The following is a 13,982-nucleotide window of genomic DNA, read 5'->3' as shown; positions in this document are numbered from 1 at the left end:
GTCTTCAGTATGCCCCCGTTGATTTTGGAGCGGTGGGGAGATCCCTGCGGCGGTAAGCTCCGTGTTGTTATTCACCTGCCTGGGTGATTTTGTTCAAATATAATTTATATGCTTCACGCAATAAATTATCCTTCTCATTTCTCGGCGGTTGTGCGCTTATCGGGGGGACGGGAGGAAAAGATTAAATTCTCTATTTCCAGCTTCGAAGTGAATTTTTTGTAAAGATTACAACTTTTCTTCACTATGAGCGCCTCATCTGCTCAAATCCTGCATGTAGTGCAACATTCTCAATATTTTTGCGCTCAATCCGCTGGTAATCCTGCATTTCTTGCAACAACTTTTGCTTTTAGCTTACTTATGGGGGCTATATTATGCTTTCTGTACAACATTTCTACCCAGCCACCCTTCCTTCTTCAGCCGCTAATTACCCACCAGCTTCGTGATAAAGAAGCTGGCTTTTTTGCTTTAAGCTATTGAACTAAAAGCCTGATTTTATGGTGCGAAGTAACGGAGGGGAAGTTTGGAACTGTAGGAGCGGTAGCGTCCGCCTTTGTCTCCGGATGTTGTCCGCTACCAGCGACTATATTCAGAACATCTGGAGACAACAGCGGCCGGAAGTCCAAACATTCACCGGAGTTACGCCTTTCACCATAACAACAGTTTTTTTGTTCACTCCCCTATTTGACACCCGCCGCAACATCTGTCATAATCCTTGTAGTTGAATATGCGCCTTTAATTCAGTCCCGTGAGGCTGGCAAGGTAACGTGAATCGAGGTTCGCGTCATGAAGAGAGGAATCCGTATGTCTACGGAGGGTTCTTTTATGCGCGCGGGCACGCCATCTTTTTGAATCTGCGGATTTCACTCCTTGCCTGCTTCGGGCAAGGAGTTTTTTGTTATCCGGGGAACTTGAACAGGCGATCAAGCAGGAGGATGGCAGGGATGATGGTTACTGAAAAAAATGTGATTATGGACGAAACGGCAATCCGCCGGGCGCTGTCGCGCATTGCCCATGAGATTTTGGAGAAGAACAAAGGTATTGAGAATTGCCTGCTGGTGGGCATCCGCACACGGGGAGTGTATCTGGCGCAGCGGATTGCCGAACGCATTAAGGAGATTGAAGGCGTCGATATTCCATACGGCGAGCTGGACATCACGCACTACCGCGATGACCGTGAGGGGGGCGGCGATAACCGCGAAGCCATGGACCGTACGGTGGTGAACAGCAATCTGACCCTGCCGGCTGGCTGCAACGGCATCCAGGACAAGAAAGTGATTTTGTTCGATGATGTCCTGTACACCGGACGCACGATTCGCGCTGCCATGGACGCATTGATGGATTGCGGACGGCCCCGGATGATCCAGTTGGCTGTGCTTGCAGACCGTGGTCACCGTGAGCTTCCGATCCGGCCGGACTACATCGGCAAGAACGTACCTACCTCCAGACATGAGCAGATCGAAGTGGCGCTGACCGAGTTCGACGGCAAGGATGAGGTTTACATTATTTCCAACCGGGAGGAACGATGACAATGATGGCAGCAACCAAGGTGAAGGAACGCAGTCTGCTGGGGATTAAGGAATTGGACCGGACGGAAATCCTCCAGCTTTTGAACAGAACGGCCTACTGGGACAATCAAGCCGAGAAGCTGACACCGGTGCTGAGATCACATTTTGTAGCGAACATGTTTTTTGAGAACAGCACGCGGACCCGGTTTTCCTTCGAAATGGCTGAGAAACGCCTGGGTGTTCAGGTCCTGAACTTTACGGCTGCGGCTTCCAGTGTAGAAAAAGGCGAATCGATCTACGACACCGTGCGTACGCTGGAATCGATGGGGATCGACGCTGGAGTTGTGCGTTTGAAGCCTGCCGGGGTGCTGCAGCTGCTGGCGGAGAAGGTGTCCATCCCGCTGATCAATGCGGGGACGGCAATAACGAGCATCCGACACAGGCGCTGCTGGATCTATACACCATGAGCAAAAATTTTGGTGAACTTAAGGGCCTCAAAGTGTCGATTATCGGAGATATTATGCATAGCCGGGTGGCCCGCTCGAACCTCTGGGGACTGACGAAGATGGGCGCCAAGGTTCAGTTCTGCGCTCCCGATAATATGAAAGCTCCCGAGCTGGCCGAGTTCGCGCCTTATGTAACTATGGAGGAAGCGCTGAAAGCGGATGTGGTCATGATGCTGCGTGTGCAGCTGGAGCGCCATGCAACGGGTATCCTCCAATCCGCAGACGAGTACCGGAAGCAGTTCGGGCTCACGGAAGAACGTGCCGCGAAACTGGACAAGAATACCATTATCATGCACCCTGCACCGGTGAACCGGAATGTCGAAATTGATGATGCCGTGGTGGAAAGCGACAAATCGCGGATCTTCCCTCAGATGGCTAACGGCGTGCCTGTGCGCATGGCCGTAATTGAAAGAGCGATACACTAAAAAACCTGACACAATCTGTTTAATAATTATACACAAAGATGAATTTTTATTATATAATAACTACAGAGCTCGCGGCCGAACGCCTGCGGGTAAAAGGAGAATCATAACCGTGATCATCAAGAACGCCAGTGTACTGAATAGGGAAGGTGTGCTAGAGCGCAAACATATCGTGGTGCAGGATGGAATTATCTCCGCAATCAAGGACGGCAGCGAGGCTGTGGATGAAGCCGGAGAGATGATTGAAGCGGAAGGCAGACTGCTGATTCCGGGGCTGATCGATATGCATGTGCATCTGCGCGAGCCGGGTTTTGAGCATAAGGAAACCATCGAAACTGGAGCACGTTCAGCAGCAAAAGGCGGATTCACTACAATCGCCTGTATGCCGAATACCCGCCCTGTAACGGACAGTCCGGAAATTGTACAGTTCGTGAAGGATAAAGCCGCTGAAGCCGGACTGGTGAAGGTGCTGCCATACGCAGCCATTACGAAGAATGAGCTTGGACGTGAGCTGACTGATTTTGCCGCCTTGAAAGAGGCTGGAGCGATTGGCTTCACGGATGACGGCGTGGGTGTACAGAGCGCCCAGATGATGAAGGATGCGATGAAGATCGCGGCAGGGCTGGATATGCCGGTGATTGCCCACTGTGAAGACAACTCGCTGGTGGAAGGCTGCGCGGTAGCCGAAGGCACTTTTGCCGCCAAGCATGGATTGAAGGGGATACCGAATGAATCGGAGGCCATTCATGTCGGACGTGATATTCTGCTCGCTGAGGCAACCGGGGTACACTACCATGTCTGCCATGTCAGCACAGAACAATCTGTTCGGCTGATCCGCCAGGCGAAGGAGATCGGCATTAAGGTGACCGCAGAGGTATGCCCGCATCATCTGCTGCTCTCGGAAGAAGACATTCCGGGGCTGGACGCCAATTGGAAAATGAACCCGCCGCTGCGCTCGCGCCGCGATGTGGAGGCCTGCATCGCCGGGCTCCTGGACGGTACAATCGATATTATCGTTACCGATCATGCACCGCACAGCGAAGAAGAAAAAGCCAAAGGCATGCAGCTTGCGCCATTCGGCATCGTGGGCTTTGAGACAGCGTTCCCGCTGCTGTATACCGCTTTTGTCGCAACCGGCAAATGGGACCTGTCGCTGCTGGTACAGCGCATGACGGCTGATCCGGCCCGGGTATTCCGGCTGAATACAGGCAGCCTCACGGTTGGGCTGCCTGCGGACCTGACACTGATTGATCTTACGGAAGAAAAGGAAGTTGATCCCGCTTCGTTTGCCAGCAAAGGACGCAATACACCTTTTGGCGGATGGAAGCTTAAAGGCTGGCCGGTCAAAACATGGGTAAACGGCACAGCCGTATGGACTGAAGAATAACGGACGGACGGGTAGGACGAAGCTGCCGGCTGTATGGGGCAGGTTGACATACGGCGGCATTTTCGTGCGCCTGCTCCGGTTAATTGAGGCCAGACATAAGAACCAGACTACAGAAACCAGAAGGAGTGGAAGGAAATGCAGGCGAGATTGCTGCTTCAGGACGGAACGCTGTTCACCGGCACCGCATTTGGTGCGGAAGGCGAGAAGACGGGGGAGGTTGTTTTTAACACAGGGATTACGGGTTATCAGGAGGTGCTGTCGGACCCTTCCTACTGCGGCCAGATCGTGACCATGACTTACCCCTGATCGGAAACTACGGCATCACCCGCGATGATTTTGAATCTGTGCGCCCATTCGTGCACGGCTTTGTCGTGCGCCGCCATGAGGCGGTGCCGAGCAACTGGCGCGCGGAATACAGCGTAGACGATTTGCTGAAGGAATATGGCATTCCCGGAATCAGCGAAATTGATACCCGGATGCTCACCCGCATTATCCGCCATTACGGCACCATGAAGGCGATCCTTACCACCTCCAATAAGCGTGTGGAAGAGCTCATGGAAATGATGGGTGACACGACCATTGAAGAGCTGCGCAACCAGGTAGCCCGCACCTCTACTACGGCAGCCTATAACAGCCCTGGCAACAAGGAGCGGATTGTGCTTGTCGATTACGGCGCCAAAACCGGTATCCTGCGTGAACTGAACAACCGCGGCTGCGATGTGGTTGTTGTGCCGCATGATGTGACCGCAGATGAGATCCGCCGCCTGAATCCCGACGGCATTCAGCTCTCCAACGGCCCCGGGGACCCGAAGGATGTGCCTTACGCCGTGAAGACGATCTCCGAGCTGCTCGGCGAATATCCGATCTTCGGCATCTGCCTGGGGCATCAATTGTTCGCACTGGCTTGCGGTGCGGATACGGAGAAGCTTAAATTCGGCCACCGCGGCGGCAACCATCCGGTAAAAGAACTCGAAAGCGGACGCTGCTTCATCACCTCCCAGAACCATGGCTACACGGTTAACGAGGAGTCTGTGCGGAAGACCGACCTGGAAGTGACACATATCAACAACAATGATAAGACCGTTGAAGGACTGAAGCATACCCGTTACCCCGCATTTTCGGTGCAATACCATCCGGAAGCGGCGCCGGGACCGCATGACAGCAGCTATTTGTTCGACCGTTTCCTGCAAATGATTGCCGATCATAAGGCCAAGACGCCGGCAGGCTCGCGCCAGGCGCAGCTTGCGGCCAACGCCAGAATCACGGCACCAACTATTACACCGCAGCTCGAAGCCGTGAAAGGAGCGCTATAACATGCCCAAGAACGATAAGCTTAAGAAAATCCTCGTCATCGGCTCCGGCCCGATCGTCATCGGCCAGGCTGCCGAGTTCGACTATGCCGGAACCCAGGCCTGCCAGGCGCTGAAAGAAGAAGGCGTGGAGGTTGTGCTGATTAACAGCAACCCGGCTACCATCATGACCGATACCAATATGGCGGATAAGGTATACATCGAGCCGATCACCCTTGAATTTGTGACCGGGATTATCCGCCAGGAGCGTCCCGATGGACTGCTGCCAACACTGGGGGGACAGACCGGACTGAACATGGCTGTGGAGCTGGCCCGCGCAGGCGTACTGGAGCAGGAGAACGTGAAGCTGCTGGGTACACAGCTGGAATCCATCGAGAAGGCGGAGGACCGCGATTTGTTCCGCGAGCTGATGCGCGAGCTGGAGCAGCCGGTACCGGAGAGTACGATCATCACCAGTGTGGAGGAAGCCATGGGCTTCGCAGCCGGAATCGGCTACCCGCTGATCGTCCGCCCTGCGTACACGCTGGGTGGAACGGGCGGCGGGATTTGCGACAACGAGGAAGAGCTGCGCGAGACTGTCAAAGCAGGTATCCGGTACAGCCCGATCGGCCAATGCTTAGTGGAGAAGAGCATCGCCGGCATGAAGGAAGTCGAATATGAGGTGATGCGCGACGCGAACGACAACTGTATCGTGGTCTGCAACATGGAGAACTTTGACCCGGTTGGCGTACACACAGGCGACAGTATTGTCGTAGCGCCAAGCCAGACCCTGTCGGACCGTGAGTACCAGATGCTGCGCAGCGCCTCCTTGAAGATCATCCGTGCGCTGAACATCGAAGGCGGCTGCAATGTGCAGTTCGCGCTCGACCCGCAGAGCTACCAGTATTATGTGATTGAAGTGAACCCGCGTGTCAGCCGTTCCTCGGCGCTGGCATCGAAGGCTACCGGTTATCCGATTGCCAAGATGGCAGCCAAAATCGCCCTGGGCTACACGCTGGATGAAATCGTCAATCCGGTTACCGGCCAGACGTATGCTTGCTTCGAGCCGACACTGGACTATATCGTCAGCAAAATTCCGCGCTGGCCGTTTGACAAGTTCATCTATGCGAACCGCAAGCTGGGCACGCAGATGAAAGCAACCGGTGAGGTTATGGCGATTGGCCGTACCTTCGAAGAGTCGATTCACAAGGCGATCCGTTCCCTGGAAATCGGCCTCCACCGTTTCAGGCTTCCTGGCGCAGAGCAGCTGGAAGACAGTGTGCTGCGCACAAGACTTGCCAAGGCAGATGATGAGCGCCTGTTCCTGATTGCTGAAGCGTTCCGCCGTGGTTACGGCCTGCAGGAGATTCAGGATATTACCAGCGTGGACTGGTGGTTCCTCTCCAAGATCGAAGGCCTGGTGAACTTTGAAGAGGTGATCCGCAGCGAAGCAGCACTGTCGCCGGAAACACTCTATCAAGCGAAGCGCAAGGGTTTCACTGACCGAGCGATTGCCGAGATCCGCGCCGAAGGACGTCCTGGCCTTGAGCAGACGAAGGAATCCGAGGTGCGCGTGCTGCGTCTGCAGCAGGGGCTGGTTCCGGTATTCAAAATGGTGGATACCTGCGCCGCTGAATTCGAAGCCTCTACGCCATACTATTACTCGACCTACGAAACTGAGAATGAGGTTATTCATTCCAATAAGCAGAAAGTAATCGTGCTGGGCTCCGGTCCGATCCGCATCGGCCAGGGCATCGAATTCGACTATTCTACGGTTCATGCGGTTTGGGCGATTCAAAAAGCCGGCTATGAAGCTGTAATTATCAATAACAATCCGGAGACAGTTTCTACGGACTTCAATACCTCGGACCGGTTGTACTTTGAACCGCTGTTCTTTGAGGATGTCATGAATGTTATTGCCCAGGAAAATCCAATCGGGGTCATCGTCCAATTCGGCGGCCAGACGGCAATTAACCTGGCTGCACCGCTGGCTGCGGCCGGTGTGAATATTCTGGGCACCAGCCTGGACAGCATCGATGAAGCCGAGGACCGCAAGAAGTTCGAAGCGCTGCTGGCCCGTCTGGATATCGCCCAACCGAAGGGCAAAACGGTCATCAACATCGATGAAGCGGTAGAGACTGCTCAATCGCTTGGCTATCCGGTGCTGGTCCGTCCTTCTTATGTACTGGGCGGCCGTGCCATGGAGATCGTATACAATGATACGGAGCTGCTGAACTACATGGCTGAAGCAGTGAAGGTCAATCCGGAGCATCCGGTGCTGATCGACCGTTACATGCTGGGCAAAGAGGTTGAAGTCGATGCCATCTGCGACGGCGAGACGGTAGTCATCCCGGGCATCATGGAGCATGTTGAGCGCGCAGGGGTTCACTCCGGCGACTCCATCGCCGTATATCCTCCGCAGTATCTGGATGAAGGCCTGAAGCAGAAGATCGCTGACATCACGATCAAGATCGCCAAAGAATTGAAAACGGTCGGGCTGGTGAATATCCAGTTTGTCATTTATCAAAATGAAGTGTATGTCATCGAGGTCAACCCGCGCTCCTCGCGTACGGTTCCTTTCCTCAGCAAGGTGACCGGCATTCCGATGGCCCATCTGGCCACCAAAACCATTCTCGGCGGCAAGCTGAAAGAGGAGGGTTACACTGAAGGCCTGTGGCCGGAGAGCGACTATGTTTCGGTCAAAGTGCCGGTGTTCTCTTTTGCCAAGCTGCGCAGAGTAGAGCCTACACTCGGACCGGAAATGAAATCGACCGGCGAGGTTATGGGCCGCGATAAACTGTATGCCAAAGCCCTCTACAAAGGGCTGATCGGGGCAGGCATGAAAATTCCAGCCACCGGAGCCATCATCGTAACGGTTGCGGACAAAGACAAGGCCGAAGCCGTAGAGCTGATGAAGGGCTTCCACGCCATGGGCTACAAAATCATTGCCACCGGCGGCACGGCCCTTGCGCTTGAACAAGCGGGCCTGAACGTGATGAACGTCAATAAGCTGGATGAGGGAGAGCCGACCATCCTCGATCTGATTCGCAGCGGTCAAGCCAACTTCGTCTTCAATACCCTGACCAAAGGTAAAACACCGGAGCGCGACGGCTTCCGCATCCGCCGTGAAGCGGTAGAGAACGGCGTCGTATGTATGACTTCGCTCGATACCGTAACTGCACTGCTGAGAATGCTTCAGACGATCAACTTCTCGTCGCAGTCGATGCCTGCTTTTGTCGGACAATAATGGATGAAATGAACCAGGCCGCCTTTTGGGCGGCTACAGGGACGGTTTGCGTTAGCGCAGACCGTTCCGCTGTGCCCGGGGACAAAATCCCTGACAGAACATACCCTTATGCGTAAATAAAACATGCGGTGTACCGCATGGCAAGGAGCGTTGGATCGATGACAAAGGGAGAGGATCGGCAAATGGAGCAGGCTGCCACGCAGCATGGGCTTGAGACGGTTGCACAAGTTGAAAAGCGGGAGGAAATGGCCGGGCGGCTGATGGTTGCCCTCGATGTTCCGGATGTGGAACAGGCGAGTCTGTTAATCGATAAGCTGGAAGGCATTCCATGTTATATGAAGGTGGGCATGCAGCTGTTTTATGCAGCAGGCCCCGGCTTCATCAGAGAGCTGAAGGCGCGCGGTTATTCCGTCTTTCTGGATGTCAAAATGCATGATATCCCCAACACCGTTCGCGGCGGGGCAGAGAGCCTGACCCTGCTGGGCGTGGATATGTTCAACGTGCACGCAGCCGGGGGAACGGCGATGATGGCTGCTGCGCTCGAAGGTGCGGCCAAGGCCGTCAGCCTGCACCCGTCGCTGCATATTCCGCTCATTATCGCAGTCACACAGCTTACAAGCACCAGCCAGGAGATGATGAACCGTGAGATCGGCATATCCGGGACGGTAAAGGACACCGTTGTGCGGTATGCCAGGCTAGCGGCTGAGGCGGGCCTGCACGGCGTTGTGGCCTCCCCGCAGGAAGCGGCAGTCATTGCTGCTGCCTGCGGCCCGGACTTCCGTACAGTGACGCCTGGGATACGTCCTGCCGGAGCTTCCCTGGATGACCAGTCCCGTGTCATGACACCTGGTCAAGCGATCCGCCAGGGCAGCCACTTCCTGGTCGTCGGACGACCGATTACGGCGGCAGCAGATCCGCGCCAGGCCGCACTTACCATTATTGAGGAGATGACCCAAGCATGAGCCCATTATTGAATAAAAGTGAACAAATTGCCCGTTACCTGCTGAAGATCGGTGCGGTAGCGCTGCGTCCGCAGGACCCTTTTACCTGGACCTCCGGCATTAAATCACCTATCTACTGTGATAACCGTCTGACACTGTCCTTCCCGGAAGTCCGGGGCTACATCGCCGACGCCTTCGTCGAGACAATTGCCAGCACCTACCCGGATGCTGAAGTTATTGCAGGCACAGCTACTGCGGGCATCCCGCATGCGGCCTGGGTAGCAGACAAGCTGAACCTGCCGATGGCTTACATCCGCGACAAGGCCAAAGGCCACGGCAAGCAGAACCAGATCGAGGGCCTGATCTCCCCGGGACAGAAGGTCATTGTAATCGAGGACCTGATCTCCACCGGCGGCAGCTCTATCAAGGCCGCTCAGGCTGTACAGGAAGCGGGAGGCGTTCCGCTGGTCGTGCTGGCTATTTTCAGCTACGAGCTGGACCGCGCCACCGAAGCGTTCGCGGCAGCAGGTGTGCCGCTGCAGACCCTGTCCAACTACACCACTCTAATTGATGTAGCCCTGGGGCAGGGAACCATCGCCGACACGGATGTGGAGCTGCTGCAATCCTGGCGTAAAGATCCGGCATCGTTTGGTGTGCAGAAGTAAAAACCCAGGATACAGACATATAAGTATACGAATCCCTCACTTTAGCAGTGAGGGGTTTTCAGTCTGAAGCAAACCCACACAGAATTTGGCAGCCCCTCTTCCCGGTTCGGCCTAAGATTTTCGTCTGAAACGGGGTATAATAACTTCACAGCGGAAGGCCATCACTTGGTGAAAAGGAGAAGAGGGGACGATGAATTGGATCTACTTTGCGAAGCTGTTCAGGACAAGATTTCAAGCAGGCTGCCTGGCCAAGAGGCTGGAGCAGGACGGCTGGATCTACGGCTACCATGACCCGCGTTTTGTGGAAATATACCGTTCGCGCAAGGGCCGCTATGGGGTACGGTTCCTGCCCTGAACCCATTAACCAAAATCATCCTTGACTTTTGACCCGGATATGATGTATATTATCTATTGTCGCTGTTTGAATATGATTACTGACGCGGGGTGGAGCAGCCCGGTAGCTCGTCGGGCTCATAACCCGAAGGCCGCAGGTTCAAATCCTGCCCCCGCAACCAATTTTTATTTTCTCAGACAGCCATTGTATATACGGAATCCTAGATCCGGGCCCTTAGCTCAGTTGGTTAGAGCGGTCGGCTCATAACCGATTGGTCACAGGTTCGAGTCCTGTAGGGCCCACTTCTCGAAACCCCTTGCGTAGCAAGGGGTTTTTGCTATGTTTATGTCTATACAGGAGTTAGAAGTAGGAGGCTAGAACAAGGGAGAAAATCAGGAATGGTATATTGCAGCCTAAGCCAGAATGGCAGCACCCAGCAGGAATGTGGCGCTCATGCTGCTTCTTTTTCGGATATGACGTTTGGCGTTATTGTTCTTCGCATATAACTACACTTCAATCCCTATATCCAGCAGCTGCAACTTTACAGGCATCACCTGCTTGAGATGATCCAGTTCAGCACGGAGGCTGTGATCAAGCTTTTCGGTTTCGAGGACTAATTCAGGCTGCCGGGATAAGGTGTGCAAGAGCTCGAGAAGGATAACAAGTCCTTTTTCACCGAAATTTCTAACCTGTCTCAGTTCTCCAATCGTGGCATTCTGCACTTTATCAATGGAAGAATAGCTGTTTTCGTTCAATGAGTTGAGGATTCTGGAGATGCTCTTTTCATAGGGGACGGGAGCGGCCAGGCGCAGGAAATAAATAGGGAAAGGGTAAAACACTTTGGCTACCGGAATATAAAGGTGCAGGGGGACATCGTGCGGAAGGGTTATTTTCAAAAGCTGTCATCTCCTAGTCTGGCTGTTTGCGGTATATATAATCACACCGAATGCATAATTATGTAAAAAATATTTAGGGTTTGGCGATTATAGTATTATTTACACGGATTTAAGCTAACAAAAACATAATTATGTTATAAAATATGACAAACTCTTGACGGAGGGATAGATAGCTTTTATTGATCTACTGGATCAATCCGACTGGCAACAAGGGGAAATCGCCCGGTATGCAGCGTTATCCCCTGATTCAAATATATAGGCCCTGCCGGATTACGGCAGGGCCACTTTTGGTTCGCCGGCCAGATTGTATGGCTTATGTTAAGACATCAATCATCTTGCGGCTCCTGCAATAGAATGGAGAAGGTCTGGGTTTCATGATCTACTTCAATGGCTTCGATGCCGACAAAATCCGGGATTTCGGGGTGTACTGCGTCCACGCTGTAATCCGGGTGGGTTAATAATAGCTGGATAACTTGGATGGCTTCCATACTGCTCCCCCTTATCGGATTAATTTTGCCTTTTAGTCTGGAGGCTCTGCTCTGTATAATGTGTATTATTATCCCCGCTGCGTTCACCGAATATGTCTGTGGATTAATTTTCTGTCCTCGTTCCGCTCCATCACGGCAATCAGCTGTCCCTGGAATACCCGGCGCTGAATCTGGTCAATCCGCTGCAGAGCCAGCTCGCAAGGGACCTGAAAAGCTGCGGCAAGCTCCTGAATCGCATCTTCCCGCAGCTCGGGCAGTGTCATCTTCGAGATCATAGAGTAAGGCATGGCTGCATACAGAATAAACCGCTCCGATTCATCCTTCTCTGCTTGCGTGAATTGCTCAGGCATCAGTGTGTGGCTGCCGGCATGACGGAGCAGGTGGCAAAGCTCGTGCAGGAATTCCAGGCGCTGCAGTTCTTCAGGAAGCCGATTGTCGATGAACATGCTGTACATCCCGGCAGAGGCCTCGATCCCTTTACTCCTCACATCCAGATAATGAACCCAGATATTCAGGCGCTCGGCAATATAGGCAATCGATATTTGTGCCGGCTTCACGATCTCCAGCCGTTCATACAAATCCTCCGTCCACTTCTCCAGAGCAGTCATTTGATAATAGGAATGCATGTGCTTCACCTCGAAAATAAGATCGTATGTTCGTATTTGTGGCCAAAAGAAAAGCCCGGAGGGCTTAGTGGGTTCTGCGAACCTGTGTTCTTATGTATCTTAGCATAAAGCAATCAAACCTTAATATCAAGTGTTTTTCCTAAGTTTGGGTCCAAGCTCTGTGAAAGCATTTGCGCTAAATTCTGACCCTGGATTTCAGCCTGATTCTTGGCAATGCTGAGCACCTGCAGGCCTACAGCCTGTTTCAGACCGGCCTGGTTCATCGATACCGATAGAGCGGCAATATCCATTTTCGCACCTCCTAAACAAAGTTAGTGAGCGTTATGCCCTGAATACCGTAAAACCTGCTCCGAAAGCAAAACTTAGGTTTATTGGCTTCCCTTAGTATATCGACTGCACGGGCACAATTGATTAGGTGAATGGTATTTCTTTGCCGATTGGCCCATACGGCCTGTTTCCCTTCTACATATTCTGTGCTGTAGTCAATATTTGTGAGGAGGAATGAATGATGGGAGCAGATTATGGTTGCGGTTGTAATAATGTTGGTGGTGTGAATCAGGGTCCAGTAGTGCCGGTTTGCAGTCCTTTTACTTCCACAGGTGCAATTCTGGTATTGTTCATTTTGCTGGTTATTATCACTAAAGCCTGTATATTCTAAACATTTCATCAGCCAGTGCCGCCCTGTCTGGCAAAGTGCCGGATAGGGCTATTTCTATTTCTTTTTCCTGCGGGCAGAAGGTCCGATCTGGCGTTTGATTTTTCCTGTGGCCTCATCCGTTTCAATGATATACAGTTCCCTGACCGTTCCTGCAAGCGCAAACCATTCTTTTAAGGCCTCCTCTTCAGACATAGGGCCATACAGTTTTTTCCCCCGATAACAGATATAGAACACCCTAGCTCTCCGCGTGTGAAATAATACCCCACCTATTTTACGCCTTTTATCTGCATAGTTGCATAAGGAACGTTTGTTCGCATGTGTTGCATACAACTATTCCTGTTTCTTTAGAGGAAGGGGTTAATGTGAGCACATAGGATATGGTATGGAAAAGCTGACCGGGCAGGCAATCGGGATTATTGACATCATCCCCGCTATTTAAACATGAATTCTACCCGCGTACCGTCGGGCAGTCCCTCCAGCTGGTTGCCAACCCAGCTTCCGGCGCCCCGGTTGTCGCTAGGCGTTATGTATTCAATGTCGGCTCCGCTGCCGCCTTCCTCGCACATGGCCATCGGCCATTCGTCACGGTCATAGCCTTTTTTGGTGGGCACCCCCTTTAGAGATTCCTTGCGGTTTTCGTCTGCTTCCTGCCGGTCAATCGTGCAGATACTAGACTCCCCGCTGCGGATAGCTTCCTGAATGTGGCGGGCCGTCTCCGGGAAACGGTCGCTCGGGAACATCAACTGGACAACGTCTGTATCTTCTGCAGCCGGCCGGCTGCCAGGCAGATCACCGTTCTGTTCGAACCAGTAAGCGGCAATCAAGAGCAGCACTGTGATGATGAGACTTGGGATGAATTTCTTGGACTTCACGTTGCTGCCTCCTAAATTTTTGATAGCTAAGCTGAAAGCATGGCTCAAGAGGGTGAGACACTGCTTCCATAAGCGTAGACTTAATCAGTATAGCTTAATTATAGCTTCCTTTAGAATACTGAAATTAGCAAAAGAAGGGAGAACGG

General features: G+C 52.9%; 12 protein-coding genes, 2 tRNA genes and 2 pseudogenes. 10 read left to right on the top strand and 6 right to left on the bottom strand.

The features are described from left to right. Positions 1-944 precede the first annotated feature (944 nt). The 10 genes and pseudogenes from pyrR (at position 945) to JI735_RS00520 (ending at position 10,598) form a co-directional block, all read left to right on the top strand. Positions 945-1,526, top strand: coding sequence for a bifunctional pyr operon transcriptional regulator/uracil phosphoribosyltransferase PyrR (pyrR, locus tag JI735_RS00565; protein ID WP_039837068.1), 582 nt, complete (start codon positions 945-947; stop codon positions 1,524-1,526). A 2-nt stretch (positions 1,527-1,528) separates the two neighbouring features. Further along, positions 1,529-2,436, top strand: a pseudogene (locus JI735_RS00560) (aspartate carbamoyltransferase catalytic subunit). 103 nt (positions 2,437-2,539) lie between these two features. Next, positions 2,540-3,820, top strand: a complete 1,281-nt coding sequence (locus JI735_RS00555) for a dihydroorotase (RefSeq protein ID WP_039837070.1) — start codon at positions 2,540-2,542, stop codon at positions 3,818-3,820. A gap of 135 nt (positions 3,821-3,955) precedes the next feature. Continuing rightward, positions 3,956-5,133, top strand: a pseudogene (carA, locus tag JI735_RS00550) (glutamine-hydrolyzing carbamoyl-phosphate synthase small subunit). Between the two features lies 1 nt (position 5,134). Then, a complete protein-coding gene (gene carB, locus JI735_RS00545; RefSeq protein WP_202676929.1) occupies positions 5,135-8,356 on the top strand; it encodes a carbamoyl-phosphate synthase large subunit in 3,222 nt (1,073 codons plus the stop codon). Positions 8,357-8,538: 182 nt separating this feature from the next. Then, a complete protein-coding gene (pyrF, locus tag JI735_RS00540; protein WP_202677600.1) occupies positions 8,539-9,318 on the top strand; it encodes an orotidine-5'-phosphate decarboxylase in 780 nt (259 codons plus the stop codon). Continuing rightward, positions 9,315-9,962 (top strand): orotate phosphoribosyltransferase, encoded by a 648-nt coding sequence (gene pyrE, locus JI735_RS00535; RefSeq protein ID WP_039837083.1) that lies wholly within the window; start codon positions 9,315-9,317, stop codon positions 9,960-9,962. The genes pyrF and pyrE overlap by 4 nt, the downstream gene beginning before the upstream one ends. A 190-nt stretch (positions 9,963-10,152) precedes the next feature. Further along, positions 10,153-10,317, top strand: coding sequence for a hypothetical protein (locus JI735_RS00530; protein WP_019909365.1), 165 nt, complete (start codon positions 10,153-10,155; stop codon positions 10,315-10,317). A gap of 83 nt (positions 10,318-10,400) precedes the next feature. Then, positions 10,401-10,477 (top strand) — tRNA-Met (locus JI735_RS00525). 47 nt (positions 10,478-10,524) lie between these two features. Continuing rightward, a tRNA-Ile gene (locus tag JI735_RS00520) sits at positions 10,525-10,598 on the top strand. 204 nt (positions 10,599-10,802) lie between these two features. Here JI735_RS00520 and JI735_RS00515 read toward each other — a convergent pair. The 6 genes from JI735_RS00515 to JI735_RS00485 all read right to left on the bottom strand — a co-directional run bounded on the left by JI735_RS00515 (position 10,803) and on the right by JI735_RS00485 (position 13,836). Further along, complete coding sequence (locus JI735_RS00515) at positions 10,803-11,192, bottom strand: hypothetical protein (RefSeq protein WP_039837084.1); 390 nt, start codon at positions 11,190-11,192, stop codon at positions 10,803-10,805. A gap of 326 nt (positions 11,193-11,518) precedes the next feature. Next, the gene (locus tag JI735_RS00510) at positions 11,519-11,680 is read right to left on the bottom strand and encodes a hypothetical protein (RefSeq protein WP_155990357.1); all 162 of its coding nucleotides are present in this window, start codon (positions 11,678-11,680) and stop codon (positions 11,519-11,521) included. An 83-nt stretch (positions 11,681-11,763) separates the two neighbouring features. After that, the gene (locus tag JI735_RS00505) at positions 11,764-12,306 is read right to left on the bottom strand and encodes an ImmA/IrrE family metallo-endopeptidase (protein WP_039837085.1); all 543 of its coding nucleotides are present in this window, start codon (positions 12,304-12,306) and stop codon (positions 11,764-11,766) included. A gap of 113 nt (positions 12,307-12,419) precedes the next feature. After that, positions 12,420-12,596 (bottom strand): YjfB family protein, encoded by a 177-nt coding sequence (locus JI735_RS00500; protein ID WP_020427803.1) that lies wholly within the window; start codon positions 12,594-12,596, stop codon positions 12,420-12,422. A 422-nt stretch (positions 12,597-13,018) separates the two neighbouring features. Next, positions 13,019-13,156 (bottom strand): hypothetical protein, encoded by a 138-nt coding sequence (locus tag JI735_RS00490; protein WP_202676928.1) that lies wholly within the window; start codon positions 13,154-13,156, stop codon positions 13,019-13,021. A gap of 239 nt (positions 13,157-13,395) precedes the next feature. Then, positions 13,396-13,836: a NucA/NucB deoxyribonuclease domain-containing protein gene (locus JI735_RS00485; RefSeq protein ID WP_039837087.1), complete on the bottom strand. Its 441-nt coding sequence runs from the start codon at positions 13,834-13,836 to the stop codon at positions 13,396-13,398. Positions 13,837-13,982: the final 146 nt, after the last annotated feature.

This window comes from Paenibacillus sonchi (assembly GCF_016772475.1).
GTDB classification, from domain to species: Bacteria; Bacillota; Bacilli; order Paenibacillales; family Paenibacillaceae; genus Paenibacillus_AQ; species Paenibacillus_AQ sonchi.
Note: the sequence above shows the minus strand (reverse complement) of the source record. Positions and strands in the feature narration are given on the sequence as shown.